The following is a 22377-nucleotide window of genomic DNA, read 5'->3' on the forward strand; positions in this document are numbered from 1 at the left end:
CGTGCGCGGCGGCAGTTTCTTCGAGCGCGTGCTGGCAGGGTGGTTCGTCGCCGGGCTGGTGCTGTCGCTGGTCTACGTGGGCGCGAGCGCGGCCCATGCGCTGTGGATCACGCTGCCGCTGACGGTCCTCGTCGGGCTGGCGGTGTGCCGCTGGCTGACCGAACGCCCCGGCACAGTTTATCGCGTCCCCGATTGGGGAACCGCGCTGCACGCGGCGACGACCTTCGCGTTGTGGGCGATTATTGCCGTCAGCATGCTCCAGTTCTCAAAGCAGCTTATGGACCTGCCGGGCGCCATCACGGACTTTGGCGAGTTGGCGAACAAGCTGCTGAATGGCATCTATACGCATGACATCAACGATCCCGCGGTCGAGATGGTGCAGGGCACGGCGGTTTACGCCTATGTGCTCGGCTTGATGCAGCAGCGCGTCGTGTGGATGGTGCTGATCCCGATGGCTATCGCGATGCTGTTTTTCCTGGTGGGCACGCTGTGGGGTGCGCGCAGCGCGTGGCGCGGATTGGCGCTCGGTACGTTCGCGTTCCTGCTGGTTTACGGCGTGGGCGCGGCGGGACGTGCCGCGTTCATGCACTACGGCGACCCGCGCGAGCTGTGGTATCCCGCTCCGGCGACCGACGATATGCGCGAGCTGCGCGCGACACTGCGCGAAATGAGCCTGCGCACCAACGGCACGCCAAATCTCATCCCGATCACGGCGCAGGCGGACGATGACGGCGCGCTGGCCTGGGCGCTGCACGACTATCCGAACACGACGTTTGTGACCGGCGTGGGTCCGGAAGTCAACACGGCGGCGGTCATCACGCCCGCCGGGCAGACGCCCGACCTGGGCGCGGCCTACGTGGGCAAGGATCTCGTGATCAGGCGCGCCTGGACCGTGCACGCGCTGTCGTGGCGCGATGCGCTGTCGTGGCTCCACCTGGGCGAGACGCAGCTTCAGCCCGTGCCCGGCGATACGGTCCTGCTGTGGATTCGCAGCGACGTCTACGGAATCGCCACCGTCAACGCTGAGGAATAAACCGGCGCAGTGTGTACAATAGACGCTATGAGCGACGAACGAACACTTTCCCTTCAAGCGAATGACCCGGACCTGCCGGATCTGATCGCGCGCTGCCAGAACGGCGACCAACCGGCGTTTGCGACGCTATACGAGCGGTACGCGCCGAGCCTGTACCGTCTGGCCTACAGCGTGCTGCTGGTCGAGCAGGATGCCGAAGACGTGCTTCAAGAGTCGATGGTGTACGCGTTCCGCAATTTGCATCGCTACGATCCGGAGCGCGGCGCGTTCCGCACGTGGTTGTACACCATTACCGTCAGCCGGTGCCGCAACGCGCGCCGCCGCAAGTGGCTGCCGACCGTGGCGCTGAGCAGTTTGCTCAACATCGGCGTAGAGCCGCCGACCCCCACGGACCAATCGCCGGAAGCGCGCGCCGCGTGGGGCGAACTGCGCGATTCGTTGGGCCGCGCGTTGGCGACGCTCTCGCCGCTGCTGCGCGAAGCCGTCGCCCTGCGCTACGGGCAGGGATTGACCTACCGCGAGATGGCCGAGATCATGGACTGCCCGCAGAAAACGGCGGAAAGCCGCGTCCGGCTGGCGCACGAACAGCTTCGCCGGGCGATGTCGGGCGTGGAACAGGCCGCGCTGGAAGAATTGTTGAGCCTCTAGCGCGTTCGTTGAATCATCAGGTCAGGGCAATTGATGAAGTGCCCCGACCAACAAACGCGAAAGCCAACGGAGCAAAACCCTGTCCCGTCAAGAATTTCTCCCCTCTCTAAATTGATCCGGGAGGGACCGGGGATGAGGGTGCTCTCACTGAACACTGTTCGTTGAAGGCTGGAATTGAGTTGAAGCTGGGTGATGCAATGCGACGCCGTCATGTAACCCATTTGCTGACCCGATATGTACACGGCCAACTGCCGCCTGCGCAGTCGGCGCTGGTCGTAAATCACGTGCGGAACTGTGCGCCGTGTCGCGCGGCGCTGACCCGCGAAGAAAGCCTCGCTGCTGGGCTGCGCCGCGAGATGCCGACCTTCGGTCAGCCCACCAGCGGCCAGATGGCGCAGGTGTGGGCGGGCGTATGGGGCGAGGTCTCGACGCAGCGGCCCCGGGGCGGACTTTCCGGTTCGACGTGGCTACCGGGCTTGAGCTTTATGGTCGCGGCGCTGCTGGTCGTGCTGGTCATGCTGCCGTTGATTTCTCAGGGCGGCATTCGTGCCGAAGCCGCGCCGCTGCAGCCGCGTCCCGCCGAGCTGGACAGTGCCGGATCACCGACGGCCAGCCTCACCGGGGATGCCGTCACGCAGAGCGCGTTCGGCGTCGAGCTGGAGCAGACGCCCGCCACGCCCGCCGCGACGGTCGCGTATGTGTCCTATGAAGCGGGAGCCAGCCCGGTGCCGGTTCCCCGCGCCACACAGTCGCCTGGGGCGCAGTACTCTCGATGAGCGAAGACGCGTCGTCGCCCCCATTGATCCGGCCCATGCGGGCGGAGGATGTGCCCGCCGTGTGCGAGTTGATCGGCCAGCTTACGGGGTATGTGCCCACTGAAGAGGCAATGCTCGACAAGCTGGCGTGGGTCGAATGCAGCGCGGTCGATTGGGTCTACGTGGCCGAAGTGGACGGCGTGCCGTGCGGCTTCATGGGATTCCGCCTGCGCGAAATGCTGGAGCGCCCTGGGCGCTACGGTGAGATCTCGGCCCTGGTCACTGATGCGCGGGTGCGGCGGCATGGCGTCGGGCGCGCACTGGTCGCCTACGCGGAGGATCTGGCGCGCGAACACGGCTGCGTCGGGACGTGGCTGGTCAGCGGCTTCGGGCGCAAGGACGAGGCGCACCGGTTTTATGACGCGCTGGGTTATGCAACCACGGGCTACCGCTTCGTCAAGCGCTTCGACGAGGACTGAGGCGGCTCGTCCTGCGTTGACTGTGGTGTGCCGGGGCGGTTTGCACCCCGAAAAAAACCGCTTCACGCAGTATCGAAGGTTCTGTGTACGGTCTATCTCCGGCCAGCGGCCCCATGCCGTCTTGACCGGCGTTTGTTGGATACGGGAAACGGACGCTTATGGCTACTCGTGAACAAGTCTATTCGCCCCAGAGCACGCGCGAGCAGGACGTCAACCGGGCGCTGATTCGCGGCTATACGCTGAACTGGGAAACCATCGCCTACACGGCGATCCTGGTGCTGGCGATCGTCTCACGCTTCGTTGATCTGGGCGCGCGTGTGATGAGCCACGACGAAAGCCTGCATACCTACTATTCGTGGCGGCTCTACGAGTACGGCGAATTCAGCCATACGCCGTTGATGCACGGTCCGGTGATCTTCCACGCCAACGCGCTGTTTTATTACCTGTTTGGCGATACGGATTTCACCGCGCGCATCTATGCCGCGCTGCTGGGCGTGCTGGTGGTCATGTTCCCGCTGCTGTTCCGGCGCTGGCTGGGGCGGACGGGCGCGGTGCTGGCCTCCGCGATGCTGCTCATCTCGCCGCAGGTCCTGTACTACAGCCGCTATATCCGTGAAGACATCCCGACCCTGTTCTTCACGCTGGTTTTCATTTACGGCATCTTCCAGTACGTAGACGGGCGACCGCAGCGCCAGTTGAAATGGTTGATCGTGGCGGCGGTGGGCATGCTGATGGCGCTGGCGTCCAAAGAACTCGTCTTCATGTACATCCTGATCTTCGCCGCCTACCTGGCGTTTTTCCTGCTGCTGCGTCTGGTGCAGGATGTCGGTGTGCACCCGCGCCCCGCCGGGCAGGGCCGCTGGCGCGCGCCGTGGCTTCAGGCGGCGACCGGGCACGCGATTCTGCTGGCGCTCACGCTGCTGGGATCGGTGCTGCTCGGCTTGCTGCTGCGCCAACTGCTGCTGCCGACGCTCTGGATCCCCTCGGCGGCGTATACCATCCTGCCGGTATTCCTGGTGCTGTATCTGCCGCTGGTCGCTTCGGGCTGGCTGCACGGCCTGCTGAGCGGGGGCCGCTCCGACGAGGGCGCGGCGCTGGCGATTATGCGCGGCCTGTCGAACACGCGCTCGGCGTTCCTGGTAGTCGTCACGGGCGCGGTGGTCGGCGTGATCATGGCGCTGATCATGATCTCCGTGCTGGACGTGATCAAGGCGAGCGACGTCTGGCCGACGACGACCGTGCCCAGCGCGCAGGACCAACTCAACGGCGTCAACGATACGAAGGAATACGCGATCGAAACCAGCGTCGATACGGCGATGCTCGTCCGGCTGGTCACCTGGATCGGGCTGCCCGCGCTGGTGCTGATCTTCGTCGTGGTGCTGACCGCCGTTTTCGGTTTCCCCGGCTCGGTGCCGCTGCCGTGGCGGGAGATCCTGCTGATATTGATGGTGGCGTTCCTGGTGTGCGGGGTGCTGCTGTGGTTCGCGGAGCACGCCAACGCCGAGGAAAAGACATTCGACGCGCAGTACAACGACATCTACATCTGGGCCGCGTGGGGCATCGGAGCCGTGGCGGTGCTGCTGGTCCTCGCTTCGCGCTTCCTGACGAACTGGTGGTCCGTGTTGGATCGCCAGCCGGTCTTCGATCTCGTCGTGGTGATCGTGACCCTGGTACTGCCGTGGGCGACCGCTATCCCGCTGTACTTCGCGGGTTATGACCTGGAAGAATACAGCCCCGGCACGTCGGTCGGCTCGGAGACGCTGAACGCGGCGTTTATCGCGTTCATTCCGTTCGCCATGCTGGCGATCACGATCGGGCTGTGCTGGAACTGGAAGCGCTGGCTCCCGCCGACGGTCGTGTTCCTGGGCCTGTTCGCGTTTTTCTACACGACCGTGTTCAGCAATATCAACGGAATGGCGACTGGCATGGTCGGCTCGCTGGGCTACTGGCTGGCCCAGCAGGGCGTCCGGCGCGGCAGCCAGCCGCAGTATTACTACCTGCTGACGCAGGTTCCCGTCTACGAATTCCTGCCGCTGATCGGGTCCGCGTTTGCCGGGCTCGCCGGGCTGGGGGCCTTGTGGCGCTGGCGCCGCGCGGAGGTTCAGGCCGGGCGCGCGGAGCAGGAAGCACAGGAATGGCACGATCCTGAGGGCATCGCGGATCTGGACGAGATCGTCGCGCCTGTGGCCGATCCTGCCGGAAACGGCAGCGGGGACGATCTGGACCTACAGGAAACCGCTGATGGCGAACTCGATCCGGCGGATCTGAGCGCCGTGCAGTACGAGGGCTACCTGCCTCTGCCGCACTACTACCAGCCCTACAACGTAGACGAAGAAATGGCGAGCCGCGAGTCGGCGCGTGACTGGCTGGGCGATCTGCCGTTCATGCCGTTCGTGGGCTTCTGGCTGGTGCTGATCACGCTCGGCCTGACGGTCGCGGGCGAAAAGATGCCCTGGCTGACGACGCACATCGTTGTGCCGCTGACATTCGCGGCGGGCTGGTGGCTGGGCCGCGTGATCGACGGCCTGCGCCGCGACTCGCTGCGCGGCGGCGGGGCGCTGATCACGTTCGTCGTGCTGCCGGTGGGCTTCATCTCGGTGATGGCCGCCATCCTGGGGCTGTGGGGCGACAACGCGCCGTTCCAGGGACGCGAAACGGAAAATCTGGCCGCGACCGGGACGTGGTTCGCGGCGCTGCTGCTGGGACTGGCCGCGCTCTACGTGGTGATCCGGTTCGCGCAGCGCATCGGGACGGAACAGCTCAGCCGCCTCGTCGTCGTGGCGGGCGCGGTGCTGCTCTCCGTGCTGACCGTGCGCGCGTCGGTGCGCGCGGCGTACATCGACTACGACTACGCGACGGAATATCTCGTGTACGCGCATGGCGCTCCGGCGGTGAAAACCGTGATGGAGATGGTGGACGACATCGCCACGAAGACCAACGAAGGCTACAACATGCGCGTGGTCTACGACGATCAGTCCTCCTGGCCGTTCACGTGGTACTTCCGCCACTACAGCAACTATGGCTACATCGCCGGGGAAGCCGGATCGGTCAGCGCGTCCAGCCTGGACGGGGCGCGGATCGTCGTGGTCGGCAGCAAGAAGGCCGCCGACGTGCGGCGCATCCTGGGCGATGGCTACTACGAGTACAACTTCATCCGCCTGTGGTGGCCGATGCAGGACTACTTCGGGTTGACCTACGACAAAGTGTCCGACGTCTTCAGCGTCGATCCCGATAACATCGCCGCGCCGTATCTGCGGCAGGGTCTATGGGATATCTGGTTCAACCGCGACTACTCGGTGTTTGGGCAGGCGCAGTGCATTCAGGAAAAGCAGCCGCGCTGCGAATCTGAGGCGGCGGCAGGCGCGACGGAAGAAGACCAGACCCGCCTGCGCGACAGCTGCGCGCGTTCGGTCGTGACCGAGTGCAAGGGCGATACGCGTTTCTCGGTGAACAACTGGCCCGTCTCTGACCGGATGTACTTCTTCGTGGACAAGTCCATTGCCGCGCAGATCTGGGACGCCGGGGTGGGCGGCGCGACGGTCGATATCCGCTCGCCGGAATATCCCGAAGACGCGGCATACCGTGACATTTCCTCGCAGACGATCCTCAACGAGTCGTCGCTGCTGCTCAACCCGCGCGGCGTGGCCGTTGCGGACAGCGGCGACGAGATTTACGTTGCGGATACCGATCACAACCGCATCGCGGTGCTCGACAGCACCGGCAACCTGCTGCGCACGATTGGCGAGAATCCCAGCGGCAGCGGCGAACCGGGCCTGCTGCTCCAGCCGTGGGGCGTTGACCTCGGGCCGGACGGCAACCTCTACGTGGCCGACACGTGGAACCACCGCATCCAGGTCTTTACGCCGGGAGGCGATCTGCTGCGGCAGTGGGGCCACCAGGGTGTCTTGCCCGATGACGAGAGCACGGACGGTTTCTGGGGCCCGCGTGACGTCGCCGTGAGCGCGGACGGTCTCGTGTACGTGGCGGATACGGGAAACAAGCGCGTGCGCGTCTACACGACCGAAGGCGAGTTCGTGCGTGACATCGGCGGCAGCGGCGCGGATCTGGGCCAGATGGACGAGCCGGTCGGTCTGGCACTGAACCCGGTCGATGGCACGCTGTACGTCGCTGAAGCGTGGAACCAGCGCATCCAGGTCTTCACGCCCGACGGCGCGCCGCTGCGCGCCTGGACCGTGAATATGTGGTTCTCCAACCGCGAATCGTCCAACCGGCCTTACATCACCATCAGCCCCGACGGCTCGCTGGTGTTCGTGACGGACATGGACGAGCACGAGCGCATCGTGGCGTACGATCTGAACGGGCAGGCGGTCGCGTCCTTCGACCAGCCCGACCAGCTCGACGCGAACATCTTGGGGCTGCGTTCGCCCGCCGGACTGGCGTTCGACAGCGAAAGCCGCCTCTACGTGGTCGATGCGGAACAGGCGAACATCTACATCTTCGCGCCGTTCGACTTCATGGGCAGCGTGCTGCCGGTTCCGCCCGTGGCGGACCCCGTGGCAACCGAGGCGGTGATGGACGCCACGGAAGAAACGGGACTGCACATCGAAACGACGATGGAGCCGGACGACGCCTCGCTGGGTGTGCCGATGAGCACCGCGCCCGTGATGGACGAGTCGATGCCCGCCGCAACCGAAACGCTGGATGATCCGGCGGCGACGGAATCCGTGGTGGGGTAGTCGGCGCGAGCTGCCGCTGCTGGCGGTAACCGCCAGTTGCAAATCACAGGAGCTTTTGTAGGGGCGGGTTTCCAAACCCGCCCTTGCTGTTGGATGGCCCAAAATCGTTGCCGGAGCGGGTGCGATCGGTTATACTATGTGCAACTAATTGGTTGCACATAGGAGCTGACACCGATGCAGAAGCAAGCCATCGAACGCAGTGTGTGGATCGACGCCCCGCAAGAGCGCGTCTGGCAGGCGCTGGTCGATCCGGCGCAGGTCGAGCAGTGGTTTTCGCCGGGCACGCCGTGGGAGCTGTCCGCGTTGGGCGTCGGCGGGCGGCTGTTCGTGCGCGATGTGGATACCGGCGGTGAACTGTACACGCAGGTGATCGAGACGTACGATCCGCCGGTCCGCCTGATCCTGCATTCTGAGGACGAGCCGCCCACCGTCACCGACTACACGCTGGCCGACGAAAACGGCGGCACACGCCTGACGCTGGTCTATTCGGGCTACGGGGCGCTGTCCGATGACGAGCGCGCGGCCCGCATCGAGCAGGACAGCGTGGGTTTCGGGCTGATGCTGGGCAACATCAAGGCGGTGGTCGAAGGCACGCCGCTGCCCAATCCGCAGGGTTTCTAGCCGGGGGAAAGGAGTCGCGGCGCATGGAACCGAACTCGCCGGTGTTTGTGGCCCTGGCCGACCCAACGCGCCGCCAACTGCTGCTGACGCTGGCCGAGGCCAGCCCCCGCACCGCGACGCAGTTGGCCGAGGTGTACCCGATCACGCGGCAGGGCATCCTGAAGCACCTGCACGTGCTGGAAGAAGCCGGGCTGGTAACGGTCGCGCAGCAGGGGCGCGAAAAGCGCTACACGCTGACGCCGGAGCCGCTGAGCGATCTGGAACGGTGGATCGAGGATCTCAACGCGCTGTGGGACGCGCGTCTGGGGCGGCTGAAGGCGCTGGTCGAGGGCGACAGGTCGCCGTAAGCGTCGCACCTGCACCGGGTGAAAAACACGCGCTCCCCGTTCTCATATCGCAGAGAACGGGGAGCGCGATGAAAGCCAACAGCGACGGTCCTACTTGACCAGGAACGCGGCGGTGTCCGCGAGGCGGGTCGAATAGCCCATCTCGTTGTCGTACCACGCCGCGACCGTGACGAGCGTCCCGCCCATGACCTGCGTCAGCGGCAGGTCGATGATGGACGAATGTTCATCACCCACGATGCGCGACGAGGCCCATTCGCCTTCCAGCACGCTCATGACGCCTTGCAGCGGCGCGCTGGTCGCGGCCTTGCGGAACATGTCGTTGAGTTCCTCCGCGGAGGTGGCCCGATCCGTCACCACGGTCGCCTCGACGATGCTGCCCGTGCGCACCGGGACGCGATACGCCTTGCCCGTCATGTTGAGGTCGGGCCAGATGAACTTCAGCGCTTTGGCCGCGCCCGACGACGACGGGATGATGTTCTCCGCCGCCGCCCACGAGTCGCGCCGGTCGCCCATCGGTTGGTCGGTCAGCGATTGGGTGTTGGTGTAGGCGTGCACCGTCGTGAACAAGCCCGACTTGAGGCCCACATTTTCGAGCAGCACCTTGACCACCGGAGCCAGCGCGTTGGTCGTGCAGCTTGCCATGCTCACGATGAAGTGTTTGTCCGGATCGTACTGGTCGAGATTGATCCCCGGCAGCAGGAACGCGTCGGCATCCTCGCGCGACTTGCTAGCGGCGCTGACCAGAACACGCTTTGCGCCGCGATCGAGGTGAGCTTGCGCGCCCGCGCGGCGGGTGGCGCGGCCCGTGCAGTCGATCACCAGCTCGACGCCCAGCGCGCCCCAGTCCGGCAGGGATTGGCTGGTCTCGAAGTACGGGATCTTGTCGTCCCCGATGATCATCGTCGAGTCTTCGGCGGAGACGGGCTTAGGCCAGCGACCGTAGTTCGAGTCCACTTCGAACAGCGCGGCGAGGGTCGGCAGGTCTTTGATATCCGAAATCGAAGCAGGAACGAACAGCCCTCGCTTGAGAGCGGCTTTCATGGCCGAGCGGCCAATGCGCCCAAAACCGTGAATAGCGATTTTGCCCATAGTGTCCATCCTTATGGTTTCAGAACCGGACGAGGATAGGGTGCAGTTTGTTCGCGCGGATGATTTTAACGCTGAGGGGCCGTTGTGTACAGATGCCGCATACCGATGATTCCGTGCTGTAGAGAGAAGCCCGTTGACACGGCACCCGATCTGGCATACGATGGTGCACATGAACGCAAACTACTCGCTTCCCGTCCCTACTGGCTGCCATAACAGACCTGCTCTTCGGAGATGGTCCGTGCGGTGACGCCTGGCTGACGGCTGCGTAAATCGACGCTTGTTCACCGGCTCCCGGATCTGTTCCGGGAGCCGGTTTTTGTTTGCCCCGTGCCTGTGCATTTGTTTTGCCGAGGAGGCTCCTATGCGACTGTCCGACCTGTTCACCCGCACCCTGCGCGACGCGCCGTCCGACGCGGACCTGCCCAGCCACCAGTTGGCGATCCGGGCCGGGCTGGTGCGCCCCGTCGCTGCCGGGAGCTACGCCGTGCTGCCCCTGGGCCGCCGCGTGATGCGCCGCATTGAAGCGATTATGCGCGAGGAAATGGAAGCGCTCGGCGCGCAGGAGATCGTGCTGCCGGTGGTGCAGCCTGCGGAGGTGTGGGCGGCGAGCGGGCGGTTGTATGCGTTCGATGGGGTGCTCCAGGGCTTCACGAGCGATGCGGGTCGCGACTTCGTGCTTGCGCCGACCGGTGAGGAACTCGTTGCACTGCTGGCCGCGCGCGAAGTCGAGAGCTACAAGCACCTGCCGCAGCTCGTGTACCAGATCCACACCAAGTACCGCAACGAGCCGCGCCCGCGCGGTGGGCTGATCCGGCTGCGCGAGTTCAGCATGAAGGACGCTTACTCGCTGGACGCCACGGTCGAGGGGTTGGATCGGGTCTACGAGCGCATCCTGGCCGCGTACGATCGGATTTTCGCCCGCGTCGGGCTGGAAGTCGTGCCGGTCGAGGCCGACAGCGGCGCGATGGGCGGGCGCGCCAGCACCGAGTATATGTTGGCGCACACGCAGGGTGAGTCGGCACTCGTGCGCTGCGACCGCTGCGACTACGCGGCCAGCGACGAGGCGGCGGCGTTTGCGCTACCACAGCCGGAGCCGGTCGAACTGGACCCGGTGTGTAAGGTCGCCACGCCGGAATGCAAGACGATCCAGCAGCTTGCGGATTTTCTGGGCATTCCGGCCTCACAGACGCTCAAAGCGGTGTTTTTTGTGGACGAGCGCCCCGGCGATACGGAAGACGAATTTGTGTTCGTCGTCATTCGCGGCGACCTGGATGTGAACGAGGCCAAGCTGCTGCGCGCGCTGGGCGGTGGCACGCTGCGCGCGGCGACCGACGACGAGATCCGGGCCGTGGGCGCGGAGCCGGGCTACGCCAGCCCGATCGGCCTGACGCGCGAGGCGACCGTCATCGCGGATCTATCCGTGCGGGCGGGCGCGAACTTCGCCGCCGGGGCCAACGAAGCGGGCTACCACTTCACCGGGATCAACGTTCCGCGCGACTTCGATCCGGCGCGCGTGGAGAACATCGCGCTGGTGTACGAAGGCGCGCTGTGCCCGCGCTGCGACGGCGGATCGCTGCACCTGGATCGCGCGATAGAATTGGGCCACTGCTTCAAGATCGGGACGCGCTACAGCGACGCGCTGAACGTAACCTACCTGGACGAGCGCGGTATCTCGCAGCCGGTGATCATGGGCAGCTACGGGATCGGGCTGGAACGGCTGATGGCCGCGATCATCGAATCGCACCACGACGAGCACGGCATCGTGTGGCCCGCCAGCGTCGCGCCGTTCGACGTGCACGTGGTCGTGCTGGGCAAAGAACCGCAGTACGCCGATCTCGCGGCGCAGGTCGTGCGCGACCTGGAAGCGGCGGGCCTGTCCGTGCTGCTCGATGACCGGGCCGACTCGCCGGGTGTGAAGTTCGCGGACGCGGACCTGATCGGCGTGCCGCTGCGCGTGACGGTCAGCAAGAAGGCCGCGGAGCAGGGCGGCGTGGAGGTCAAGCGCCGCGCCGAAGCGGATCGCCGCGTGATCCCGCTGGCGGACGTGGTGGCCTGGGCGCAGAGCGAAGGATAACCTGCCGGGACTATGGGCGCGTGCGCCGTGATCCCCGCATAATTGGGTCATGAGTGCACGCGCAGTCCCCCGAAGGAGATGTGTCATGCCGGAAGATCTGTTCGCCGTCGAAAAAATCCTGACCATCCTGGCTGAAACGCCCGTGCGTCTGACCGCGCTGACGGATGGTCTGCCCCTCGCTCCGCTGCACACGCCGCCCGCGCCCGGCGAGTGGTCTGCCAACGATATACTGGCGCATCTGCGCGCGTGCGCGGATAAGTGGGGGGACTACATGGCGTGGATTCTGACGCAGGATCATCCGACCTTTCAGGCGGTCAATCCGCGGACCTGGATCAAGAAGACGGACTATCCCGACCAGGCGTTTCATGTCTCGTTCCGCGCCTTTGCCGCGCAGCGCGAGGATCTGCTGGCGATGCTGCGTCCCCTGACGCCCGAGCAGTGCGCGCGGGCGGCCACGGTGACCGGGGCCGGTAGGCCGGTCGAACGCACGGTGCACAACTATGCGGATCGCATGGCCCGCCACGAGCGCCCGCACGTCGGCCAGATCGAGCGCACCATCGAGGCGGTGCGCGCGTTGAAATCCTGAGAGTGTAGGCCACGGTAGGAGTTGAGTGAATCTCCGAAGGGGGTTCATGAAAAGCACCTCACCCCTGGCCCCTCTCCAATCCGATTGCAGAGGGGAAAAGGGGTCGGCGGGTAAGGGGTGAGGTTTTTCGATAAGCTGCTTGCCGCCTGTCTGAAAGGGAATAGCTAAAGTGGACATCGCACCGTTCAAGCTGGAACGCTTTTTCGTGCCGTACGAGTTCAGCGCGCGCTACCTGCTCGGCAGCTCCGACTGCGAAACGCTGGCGATCCGCGATCTGCTGGCCTACGAGCCGGATGCCGCCGAACAGTTCCTCGATCTGCGGCTGGGGTATACGGAATCGCAGGGCGCGCCGGACCTGCGCGCCGAGATCGCCGGGCTGTACGAGACGATCGCGCCGGAGCAGGTACTCGTTTTTGCGGGCGCGGAGGAGGCGATTTTCACCTTCATGAACGCCGCGCTGCGGGCGGGCGATCATATCATTGTGCACGCGCCGGGCTACCAATCGCTGTACGAAGTGGCGCGGGCCAACGGCTGCGACGTGTCGCTGTGGACCGCGCGCGAGGAGGACGGCTGGTCGCTGGACCTGGACTGGCTGCGCGACAATCTGCGGCCCACGACGCGCGCCGTGGCGGTCAACTGCCCGCATAACCCGACCGGTTACCTGATGGACGCCGCCACACAGCGCGCCCTGGCCGATCTGCTGGCGGAACGCGGCATTCTGCTGTTCAGCGACGAGGTCTATCGCGGCCTGGAGCACGATCCCGCCGACCAACTGCCCGCCGCGTGCGATCTGTTCGAAGGCGCGGTGTCGCTGGGCGTGATGTCCAAGACGTATGGGCTGGCGGGGCTGCGCATCGGCTGGCTGGCGACGCGGGATCGCGCCCTGTTCGAGCGGCTGGTGGCGTTCAAGGACTACACGACGATCTGCAACAGCGGGCCGAGTGAGTTCCTCAGCACGCTGGCGCTGCGCCACCGCGACGCGATTGTGGCGCGGAACCTGGACATCATCCGGCGCAACCTCGACACGCTGGACGCGTTTTTTGCTGCACATGCGGACCGGTTCGACTGGCAGCGCCCCCGCGCCGGATCGACGGCCTTTCCGCGCGTGCGGGGCGAGGCGAGCGCGGAAGCGTTCTGCATCGATCTCGTGGAACGGCAGGGCGTCATGCTGCTGCCGAGCACCTGCTTTTTCTACGACGACCGCCATTTCCGGCTGGGGTATGGGCGCGCCAACCTGCCGGAAGCGCTGGCGCAGTTCGAGTTGTACTTACAGTCTCGTATGCCCCGTTAGAACGCTGGGCCTTGCCTCCGCTACGGGAGCGTGGTATACTGTAGTTGCCTAGTTTAAGACACGATGCGGAAAGTGGGTCCCCCCACTTTTCGTTGTATATACGCATGTGTCACTGGGCAGCCACGCGGAATGAAGGAGTGTTCCCAGGACGGAACGAACTGAACCATGAAGAGTGATTTCACCCTGGCATTCAACGAAATTGTCGAAACGCGCGCGCTGCCGCGTGAGGTCGTGTTGGAGGCGCTGTCACAGGCGCTGATCTCGGCCTACCGCCGCGATGCTAATGTGTCCTCGAACCAGAAGGTCGATGCCCGTATCGATATGACGGGGCATTCGCAGATCTATCTGGAAAAAGAGGTGTCCGAATCGGTCGTGAACGAACAGACCGAGGTCACCCTGGACGTAGCTCGTGAGCTAAACCCTGACGCCCAGTTGGGCGACACGATTATGGTCCCGGTTCAGACGCGCGCCAGCTTCGGACGCATCGCAGCACAAACCGCCAAACAGGTTATTTTGCAGCGCATTCGTGAAGCCGAGCGCGAAACCCTTTACGATGAGTTCGTGGAGCGCGAAGGCGATCTGGTTACCGGCACGGTGCAGAGCGTCACCAGCGGCGCGCTGACGGTCAGCCTGGGGCGGGCGGAAGCCGTCATGCCCCGCGCGCAGCAGATCCCTGGTGAGCGCTACCGTCACCACGATAAGATCCGCGCCTACGTGATGGAAGTCAAGAAGAACAGCCGCGGGCCGCAGATCGTGGTCAGCCGGGCGCACAAGAACATGCTGCGCCGCCTGCTGGAATACGAAGTGCCCGAAATTTACAACGGCCAGGTCGAAATCAAGAACATCGCGCGTGAGGCGGGTCATCGCTCGAAGGTGGCCGTAGCCGCACTGCAAGAAGGCGTAGACCCGGTCGGCGCATGCGTCGGTATGCGCGGCATCCGCATCCAGAACATCGTCAAGGAACTCAGCGACGAGAAGATCGACGTGATCGAGTGGAGCGCGGACCCGGCGGTTTTCATCGCCAAGGCGCTCAGCCCGGCGCGCGTCAGCAATATGCTGCTCGAAGAAGATCCCGATACGGGCCGCACCGCGACGGTGCTCGTGCCCGACGACCAGCTCTCACTGGCGATTGGGCGCGAAGGTCAAAACGCGCGCCTTGCCGCCAAGCTGACCGGCTGGCGCATCGACATCAAGAGCGTATCTGAGGCGGCGACCACGGCCTTCGACAAGATCGAACGCTCGCCGCTGAGCCAGCTCAGGCAGTCCGCGACGGCGCTGATCGACGAAGTGGCGCGCATCATCGAGAAGAAACGCGCCAACCGCCCGATCCAACCCGAAGAATTCCGCACCCTGACCGATTTCGCGGGGCAGGCGGAAGAATTGATGCTCCAGGAGCGCGAGTCGAGCCGCTCGGAGCGTAAGGCCATGCTGGACACCGTGCGGGCGCTGGTTCCCGAGCGCGCGTTCACGATGGACATCGGCGAGCTGGAACTGGACGAGGACATCAACCGCGCGCTGTCGAAGATCAGCAACGTGGGCGACCTGATGGTCCGTATGCTGGCCGAAGAAGCCGTGCTGGAGCAGATGCTGCGGCAGGGTGGGGCCGGTGAAGACGCGATGGAAGCGATCCGGTTTGCGCTGGACGACCTCGTGATCCTCAGCCCCGAGGAAGAAGCCGAAGCCGCCGCTGCCGCCGAAGCCGAAGCTGAAGCGGTCGCGGAAGCCGAAGTGGAAGCCGAGCCGGTCGCGGAAGCGCCGCAGCCGGTTGCCGCCGAAAAGACCGAGCCGCTGCTGCCGGTCGACGACGCCATGCTGGCGTACCAGCCTTCCGAAGCGGTCGAGGAAGAGGAAGATCTCGAAGCGACGCTGCCCGCGTTCGTGGAGCCGGAACCGGCCCCGCGCGCCGAGGGGGAAGAGGAAAAGCCGCGCCGCAAGCCGGCCAAACCGCAGCAGGCTGCGCCGGAGTGGGAGCGTCCCGCCGAGACCGACGACGAGGCTTCGAAGTCCAAGTCGAAGAAGAAGCGGCGTGAGCTGGTCTTCGACGAAGAACGTGGTGAAGTGGTTGCCAAGCGCCGCCGCAAGCGTACTCGTGGCAGCGATGACAGTTGGGAAGAGTACTTGTAGCGGGCGCTATGGCTAAAACAGCCCCAAAAGGCAGCCGTAAACGGCACGTCCCCCAGCGGACGTGCGTCGTTTGCCGCAGCACTGCCGATAAGCGCACCTTGATGCGCCTGGTGCGTACGCCGGACGATGGGGTGCACGTCGATCCGACGGGAAAGCAAAACGGGCGCGGCGCTTACTTGTGTGATCAGCGCGCATGCTGGGAGCGCGCACTTGAGACGGACGTGCTGGCAAAGGCCCTGCGCACCACGTTGACCGAAGCGGATCGGGAACGGATACGGGCAGCGCAGCCACGGTCGGACCTCGGTTAACCCGCTCGACAACCCAGTTAACAATCGCTGCACCCTGTGCAGCACACCAAACGCAGACTGTCCCCAGGTCGCTTTCGGGTGAGCCTGGGGCTTGACCTTGTTCTCAGATAAGACCATGAAAGGAGGCTAGCGGTGCAACACTGCCCATGAACTTTGCAGTGTCTGTCGCTAATGCTATGGCCCAGGAAAAACAAATCATCGAAGTACCCGACTTTTTGACGGTCCGCGAGCTTGCGGACCTGGTGGAAGCCAGCCCGATTGAGGTCATGAAGGAACTGATCAGCAACGGGATCATGGCGTCCATCAACCAGCAGATCGACTATGACACCGCCGCCATCGTGCTGGACGGGCTGGGCTACGAAGCTCGTCCGACGAGCGCGCCGGAGGCCGAAGCCGACGAAGCTGCCGAAGACATGCCGCAGTGGCGCCGCCTGTACGCAGGCGAAGACCCCTCCAAGCTGGTCCGCCGCCCGCCGGTTGTGACCGTGCTGGGGCACGTCGATCACGGCAAGACGTCGCTGCTGGACGTGATCCGCAAGGCGCACGTTCAGGAAGGCGAGGCTGGAGGCATCACCCAGCACATCGGGGCCTATCAGGTCAAGCTGGGCGATAACCTGATCACCTTCCTCGACACGCCCGGTCACGAGGCATTCACTGCAATGCGCGCGCGCGGCGCGCAGGGCGCGGACATCGCGGTGCTGGTCGTCGCGGCGGATGACGGTGTGATGCCCACCACGCGCGAGGCGCTGGCGCACATTCGCGCCGCACACGTGCCGGTGGTTGTCGCGCTGAATAAGATCGACAAGCCCAACGCCAACCCCGAGTTCGTCAAGCAGCAGTTGGCCGAAGTCGGCCTCAGCTCGGACGAGTGGGGTGGTGACACGTTGGTCGTGCCGGTCAGCGCCAAGACCCAGACGGGCATCGACGACCTGCTGGAAGCGATCCTGCTGGTTGCGGAGGAACTCGATATCCGCGCCAATCCCGACCACGTCGCCGCCGGGACCGTGCTCGAAGGCAGCATGCACGCCAATCGCGGCCCGATTGCGACGCTGCTGGTCCAGAACGGCACCCTGCACACCGGGGATGTCGTGATCGCGGGGCAGGCTCAGGGCCGCATCAAGGGCATGTTCGACGAGTTCGGCAAGCCTGTCAAAGAGGCCGGCCCATCTTGCCCGGTGATCGTGATGGGGCTGGACGAATCGCCGCACGCCGGGGATCTGTTCGAGGTGTCTCCGAGCGTCAAGGAAGCGCGGTCTATCGTCGCCGAACGGCGCGACGCTGCTGCTGCTGCCGCCGTTCGGCCCGCGCAGTCCTACTCGCTGGAAGATATCTTCAGCCGCTTCCAGGCGGGTGAAACCAAAGAGCTGCGCCTGATCATCAAGGTGGACGTGTACGGATCGCTGGAACCGGTGGTCGCTGAGGTCGAGAATCTGGCGACGAACGATCTGAAGGTCCGCGTGCTGCACGCCGACGTAGGCGAAATCACCGAAAATGACGTGAACCTCGCCAGCGCGTCGAACGCGATCATCCTCGGCTTCAACGCCTATGCAGACTCTGCCGCGCAGCGCATCGCGGAATCGAACGGCGTGGACATTCGCAGCTACAGCGTAATCTACAAGCTGATCGAAGACGTCGAAATGGCGCTGAATGGTATGCTCGATCCGGTGTACGCCGATCGCACGATAGGCGTGGCCGAAGTGCGCCGCGTGATCCGCGTGCCGAAGGTGGGCGCGATCGCCGGGTCGTACGTGCTGGAAGGCACGGCGCGCCGCAACGCCAAGACGCGCGTGGTACGCCGCGGGCAGACCATTGCCGAAGGCATCACGGTCGGCAGCCTGAAGCGCTTCGAAGAGGACGTGCGCGAGGTCCGTAAGGACTTCGAATGCGGCATCGGCCTGGATAACTTCCACGACTTCGAAGAGGGCGACCGCATCGAGTTTTACGTGCGCGAGCGTGTAAACTAACCGGCTGCGCTGAGGCGCCGCCAGACAGTCTGGATTCTTTTGCCGGGCCAGAGGAATATGGTATTCTTCTGGCCCGCTGCGTGTCTAGAGGATGTTATGCAGGTGCTGGTGAGCGGGATCACGAGCGGCCTGGGGCGGCTGCTGGCAGAGCGGCTCGTCGCAGAGCCGGGTGTGGGCGGCGTGATGGGGCTGGACGATCGCCCGCTCTATCCGGTTGTGCCCGGCGTTCAGTTCACCCGCGCTCGTGCCGACCAATCTGAATGGCATACCCTCCTGGCGCGCGCCGATGTCGTGATTGCGATCACGTCCGGCGTGTGGCCGCGCGGCGTGGCGGCCCTGGCCGAACGCAGCAAGCGTTTTTTGCGGGCCGTGTACGATGCAGGTGTTCCCCGCCTGATCACGGTCGGCAGCAGCCTCGTGTACGGCCCCTACGCCTCGGTGGTGACCGAGCAGTCCCCGGTGCGCGGGCACGAGGGCGGCCCCTATGGGCGGGCGCTGGCGTTCACGTCCGATTACTTCGACACGCTGGCGTTGAACTGGCCGGGCGGCGTGCTGACTCGCCTGCGCACGGCCTGGATCTGCGGGCCGCGCCACGTGCGTCTGGTCCAACACCTCGCGGCGGGCCCGGTGCTCGCGTGCGGATACGGCAACCGTCGCGTGCAGCTTCTGCACGAGGCGGATGCAGTCGAGGCCATCTTGCTGGCCGTGCGCCATCCCCTGCCGGGTGTGTATAATGTAGCGCCGGATGAAGGACTGCCACTGCGCGAGGTAGCCGCCGCGCTGGGGCACGGATCGACCTGCGCGCCGCTGGCGTGGATCGCGCTGCGGGCCGGGCTGCGCGGCGTGGCGCGTCCCTTCGAATGGGCGCGTGCATTGGTGAGCGGAACCGTGATCGCTGCAGACAGGCTGCGCGCGGTGGGGTGGACCCCCGCCTATTCGACCCGCCGGGCGCTGGACGATACACTGGCGCTGCTGCCGGGCCGCGACTGATAGATGTTGGGTGAATGTGAACAGGAAGGAACGACGATGACGATCAAACAGGAACGCGCAGCGCACCTGATTCAGGACATTCTCAGCACGCTGTTAAGGATAGAAGTCACCGATCCCGCGCTGGACGGCATCACGGTGACCGACGTGAAGGTAGACCGCGAGATCGAATATGCGGACGTGTACGTGCACGCGCTGGGCGACGACGAACGGCGCGACGAGGTGATGGCCGGGCTTCAGCGCGCCAATGGCTTTTTGCGGCGCGAGCTGGCCCAGCGCATTCACTTCCGCAACACGCCTGTGCTGCACTTTCACTGGGACGTAGCGCTGGAGCGCGGCGAGCGCATCGACAGCCTGCTTGACCAGATCCATCGCCAGCAGGACGACACATCGTCCACCGAGGAGCAGGAATCCGATGAAGCTTGAGTGGGAGGCCGCCGCCGAACTGGTCGGTGAGGCGGATCGTATTCTAGTGGTGACGCACATCGATCCCGATGGCGACGCGATCGGGTCGATGATGGGGCTGACGCACGCATTGCGCGGCGTAGGCAAGACCGTGATTCCCGCTGTGGATGGCGGCGTGCCCGACGACCTGCGCTTTTTGCCTGGCACGGAGGGCGTGCTGCCCGCGCTCGATGCGCCGGACGTCGATCTGGTGATCGTGACGGATTGCAGCGACGTGCCGCGCACCGGGCAGTCCGGGCAGGTGGCGTTGAGCCTGGGCGTGCCGGTGATCAACCTCGATCACCACGTCACCAACTTGCAGTTCGGACAGATCAACCTCGTCGATGCGGCCACCGTCGCCGCGTCCGAGGGCGTGCTGGACTGGATGGACGCGGTCGGCATCGCCATCACGGACGATTCCGCATTCTGCCTGCTGACCGGCCTCGTGACCGATACCCTGTGCTTCCGCACTGACAACGTCAAGGCGGATACGCTCGGCAAGGCCCAGCGGCTCATGCAGCAGGGCGCGCCGCTGTCGGAAATCGTGCAGCGCACCGTCAACCGCCGCACCGCCGCCGGGATGCGTCTCTGGCAGGTGGCGATGCCGGGCATTCACCTGGAAGATCACGTCATCTGGACCGTGATCACGCGCGATCTGTACGCGCAGGCGGACTATCCCGGCCACGACGACGCCGGGCTGGTCGGCACGCTCATCCAGGTGGACGGCGCGTACATCTCCGCCGTGTTCAAGGAGAAGGAAAACGGCGCGATCGAAATGGGCTTCCGGGCCGTGCCCGGCTTCGACACGTCGCAGATCGCGCTGTCATTGGGCGGCGGCGGGCACAAGCTCGCGTCCGGCGCGACGGTGGCCGAGCCGCTCGAAACGCTCGTGCCGCGCGTGATCGCGCTGCTGAAGGCCGAAGCGCTCTCCAAGCTGCCGGTGATCGCTTGAGTTATGACCGTACCAGAGCCGCCGGTCTTCGGCCTGCTGAACGTCAATAAGCCGTCCGGCCCCACCAGCCACGACATCGTGGCGCGGGTGCGGCGCGGCACACACATCAAAAAAATCGGCCATGCCGGGACGCTCGATCCACTGGCGACGGGCGTTCTGGTGCTGTGCCTCGGCCCCGCCACGCGGCTGGCTGAATACGTGATGGGGTCGCCCAAGACCTACCGCGCGCGCGTGCACTTTGGCATCGAGACGACGACCTACGACGCCGAGGGCGAGGTCACTGCGCAGGACGATACACCCGTCACGCGCGAGCAGGTCGAGGCGGCGCTGTCCGCGTTTCGCGGCGACATCGCGCAAATTCCCCCCATGTACAGTGCCATTCAGCAGGACGGGCGGCGGTTATACGATCTCGCCCGCGCCGGGCAGGAGGTCGAGCGCGAGCCGCGTCCCGTGACCATCGAACGGCTGGATCTGCTGGCCTGGGAGCCACCCTACGCCGACCTGGAAGTGGTGTGCTCGCCGGGCACGTACATCCGCAGCCTCGCGTATGACCTCGGGCGCGCGGTGGGGGTAGGCGCGCATCTGGCCGCGCTGGAACGTGCCGCCAGCGGATCGTTTACCGTGGCGGATGCGGTGACGTGGCCCGATCTCGACGCGGCGATGGCGGCGGGCACGTGGCGCGAGTGGCTGCTGCCGCCGGAGCGCGCGGTCGCGCACCTGCCAGCGGTGCTGTTGGATGCGGACGCGGTGCAGTTGGTGCGCAACGGCGTGCGCATCGAGGCGGACGGCGCGCGCGGGTTGGCGCGCGGCCTGGATGCGGATGGGCATCTGGTCGCCGTGCTGGAAGGCCGGGGCAGCGCCTGGAAACCGCATAAAGTGTTCAGCGTTTAGCCAGGATCCAGTGGGCACAGCAGCGCGGTTGGGTTATGGTCTGGATCGGGTAGATTGGTAGGGCCGTAGCGCCCGGTTTCCCATCGCACAAGGGGGATTCCTGCATGCAGCACGTCTATACACTCTCAGCCGCCCGCCTGGGCGGGCCTGGAATCGTTGCCATCGGCATGTTCGATGGGGTCCACATGGGCCACCAGCATTTACTCACCCAACTGGCGCATACTGCGCGCGTGAAAAACAGCATCCCGACGGTATTGACCTTCTTTCCGCATCCCGATATGGTGATGGGACGCGTCTCCGGGCGGTACTACCTGACAACGCCGGAGGAGCGGGCCGCCCGCCTGGGCGATCTGGGCGTCGAGTGGGTCATCACGCATCCGTTCGATGCGCAGGTGCGGCAGATCCGCGCGGCGGATTTCGTAGACGAGCTGGTACGACACCTCAACCTGGACGAGCTGTGGGTTGGGGCGGATTTTGCGATGGGCTATCAGCGCGAAGGCAATGTGGCATTCCTGCGCGAGCAGGGCATGGAAAAAGGGTTCGAGGTTAAAACGGTGGACTTGGTGGCGAGTGACGAGGGCGGACAGATCATCAGCAGCAACAGCATTCGGGCGACTCTGAACGCGGGCAACGTCGAACAGGCTGCACGGTGGCTGGGCCGCCCCTATCAGGTCAGCGGGGAAGTGGTGCACGGCGACCAGCGCGGGCGCACCATCGGCTTTCCCACGGCGAACATGGCGGTGTGGGACGAAAAGTTCCTGCCGGAAAACGGCGTCTATGCGGGCTGGGTGCGCGTGGGCGATGAGGTGTATATGTCCGTGGCGAATGTGGGCCGCCGCCCGACCTTCGACGGGCAGACGGTCACGGTGGAAGCGCACCTGCTGGACTTCGACCGCGACATTTACGGCGAGGTGATCACGTTCGACTTCGTGGCGCATCTGCGGCCCGAAATGCGTTTCAGCGGCATCGACGCGCTGGTGGCGCAGATCAAGCGCGACGCCGAGCAGGGCCGCCAGATTCTGTCACAGGCGGCGCGCCCCTAGAACGTCACCGCCGCGTCTGATCACCCCAAATGATCGGCATCAAA

Annotated in this window: 19 protein-coding genes; 18 read left to right on the forward strand and 1 reads right to left on the reverse strand. The window is 65.2% G+C overall.

Features of this window, described 5'->3' with window-relative positions:
• From V7116_RS14315 to V7116_RS14345, 7 genes are all read left to right on the forward strand, one after another.
• Window positions 1-1033 (forward strand): hypothetical protein (locus V7116_RS14315; protein ID WP_324392619.1); only part of this gene is annotated, 1033 nt, incomplete at its 5' end.
• 27 nt (window positions 1034-1060) lie between these two features.
• Window positions 1061-1681: an RNA polymerase sigma factor gene (locus V7116_RS14320; RefSeq protein WP_324392620.1), complete on the forward strand. Its 621-nt coding sequence runs from the start codon at window positions 1061-1063 to the stop codon at window positions 1679-1681.
• A 221-nt stretch (window positions 1682-1902) separates the two neighbouring features.
• Window positions 1903-2457 (forward strand): zf-HC2 domain-containing protein, encoded by a 555-nt coding sequence (locus V7116_RS14325; RefSeq protein WP_324392621.1) that lies wholly within the window; start codon window positions 1903-1905, stop codon window positions 2455-2457.
• Window positions 2454-2915, forward strand: a complete 462-nt coding sequence (locus V7116_RS14330; RefSeq protein WP_324392622.1) for a GNAT family N-acetyltransferase — start codon at window positions 2454-2456, stop codon at window positions 2913-2915. The genes V7116_RS14325 and V7116_RS14330 overlap by 4 nt, the downstream gene beginning before the upstream one ends.
• 158 nt (window positions 2916-3073) lie before the next feature.
• Complete coding sequence (locus V7116_RS14335) at window positions 3074-7612, forward strand: flippase activity-associated protein Agl23 (RefSeq protein WP_324392623.1); 4539 nt, start codon at window positions 3074-3076, stop codon at window positions 7610-7612.
• Between the two features lie 174 nt (window positions 7613-7786).
• On the forward strand, window positions 7787-8233 hold the full coding sequence (locus V7116_RS14340) for an SRPBCC family protein (RefSeq protein ID WP_324392624.1): 447 nt from the start codon (window positions 7787-7789) through the stop codon (window positions 8231-8233).
• Between the two features lie 23 nt (window positions 8234-8256).
• The gene (locus V7116_RS14345) at window positions 8257-8580 is read left to right on the forward strand and encodes an ArsR/SmtB family transcription factor (RefSeq protein ID WP_324392625.1); all 324 of its coding nucleotides are present in this window, start codon (window positions 8257-8259) and stop codon (window positions 8578-8580) included.
• A gap of 90 nt (window positions 8581-8670) precedes the next feature.
• On the opposite strand, the gene V7116_RS14350 is transcribed toward V7116_RS14345, so the two are convergent.
• Window positions 8671-9669, reverse strand: a complete 999-nt coding sequence (locus V7116_RS14350) for a type I glyceraldehyde-3-phosphate dehydrogenase (RefSeq protein WP_324392626.1) — start codon at window positions 9667-9669, stop codon at window positions 8671-8673.
• 361 nt (window positions 9670-10030) lie between these two features.
• Here V7116_RS14350 and V7116_RS14355 point away from each other — a divergent pair, with 361 nt between their 5' ends.
• The 11 genes from V7116_RS14355 (at window position 10031) to V7116_RS14400 (ending at window position 22333) form a co-directional block, all read left to right on the forward strand.
• The gene (locus tag V7116_RS14355) at window positions 10031-11743 is read left to right on the forward strand and encodes a proline--tRNA ligase (protein WP_324392627.1); all 1713 of its coding nucleotides are present in this window, start codon (window positions 10031-10033) and stop codon (window positions 11741-11743) included.
• A gap of 85 nt (window positions 11744-11828) precedes the next feature.
• Window positions 11829-12329 carry a DinB family protein gene (locus V7116_RS14360; protein WP_324392628.1) on the forward strand — a complete coding sequence of 167 codons (501 nt, stop codon included), beginning with the start codon at window positions 11829-11831 and terminating at the stop codon, window positions 12327-12329.
• Between the two features lie 169 nt (window positions 12330-12498).
• Window positions 12499-13620, forward strand: coding sequence for an aminotransferase class I/II-fold pyridoxal phosphate-dependent enzyme (locus V7116_RS14365; RefSeq protein WP_324392629.1), 1122 nt, complete (start codon window positions 12499-12501; stop codon window positions 13618-13620).
• Window positions 13621-13785: 165 nt separating this feature from the next.
• The gene (gene nusA / locus V7116_RS14370) at window positions 13786-15744 is read left to right on the forward strand and encodes a transcription termination factor NusA (RefSeq protein ID WP_324392630.1); all 1959 of its coding nucleotides are present in this window, start codon (window positions 13786-13788) and stop codon (window positions 15742-15744) included.
• 8 nt (window positions 15745-15752) lie between these two features.
• The gene (rnpM, locus tag V7116_RS25815; RefSeq protein WP_349258540.1) at window positions 15753-16052 is read left to right on the forward strand and encodes an RNase P modulator RnpM; all 300 of its coding nucleotides are present in this window, start codon (window positions 15753-15755) and stop codon (window positions 16050-16052) included.
• 158 nt (window positions 16053-16210) lie between these two features.
• Window positions 16211-18016: a translation initiation factor IF-2 gene (gene infB, locus V7116_RS14375; RefSeq protein ID WP_324392631.1), complete on the forward strand. Its 1806-nt coding sequence runs from the start codon at window positions 16211-16213 to the stop codon at window positions 18014-18016.
• 96 nt (window positions 18017-18112) lie between these two features.
• Entirely contained in the window at window positions 18113-19006 is an 894-nt protein-coding gene (locus tag V7116_RS14380; protein ID WP_324392632.1) for an NAD-dependent epimerase/dehydratase family protein, read from the forward strand.
• 36 nt (window positions 19007-19042) lie between these two features.
• Window positions 19043-19429, forward strand: coding sequence for a 30S ribosome-binding factor RbfA (gene rbfA, locus V7116_RS14385; protein ID WP_324392633.1), 387 nt, complete (start codon window positions 19043-19045; stop codon window positions 19427-19429).
• Complete coding sequence (locus V7116_RS14390) at window positions 19419-20399, forward strand: DHH family phosphoesterase (RefSeq protein ID WP_324392634.1); 981 nt, start codon at window positions 19419-19421, stop codon at window positions 20397-20399. The genes rbfA and V7116_RS14390 overlap by 11 nt, the downstream gene beginning before the upstream one ends.
• 3 nt (window positions 20400-20402) lie before the next feature.
• Window positions 20403-21290 carry a tRNA pseudouridine(55) synthase TruB gene (gene truB / locus V7116_RS14395; RefSeq protein ID WP_324392635.1) on the forward strand — a complete coding sequence of 296 codons (888 nt, stop codon included), beginning with the start codon at window positions 20403-20405 and terminating at the stop codon, window positions 21288-21290.
• A 104-nt stretch (window positions 21291-21394) separates the two neighbouring features.
• On the forward strand, window positions 21395-22333 hold the full coding sequence (locus V7116_RS14400; RefSeq protein WP_324392636.1) for a bifunctional riboflavin kinase/FAD synthetase: 939 nt from the start codon (window positions 21395-21397) through the stop codon (window positions 22331-22333).
• Window positions 22334-22377 lie beyond the last annotated feature (44 nt).

Origin of the sequence: Aggregatilinea sp. (assembly GCF_036822615.1) — a bacterium.
Taxonomy (GTDB): domain Bacteria; phylum Chloroflexota; class Anaerolineae; order Aggregatilineales; family Aggregatilineaceae; genus Aggregatilinea.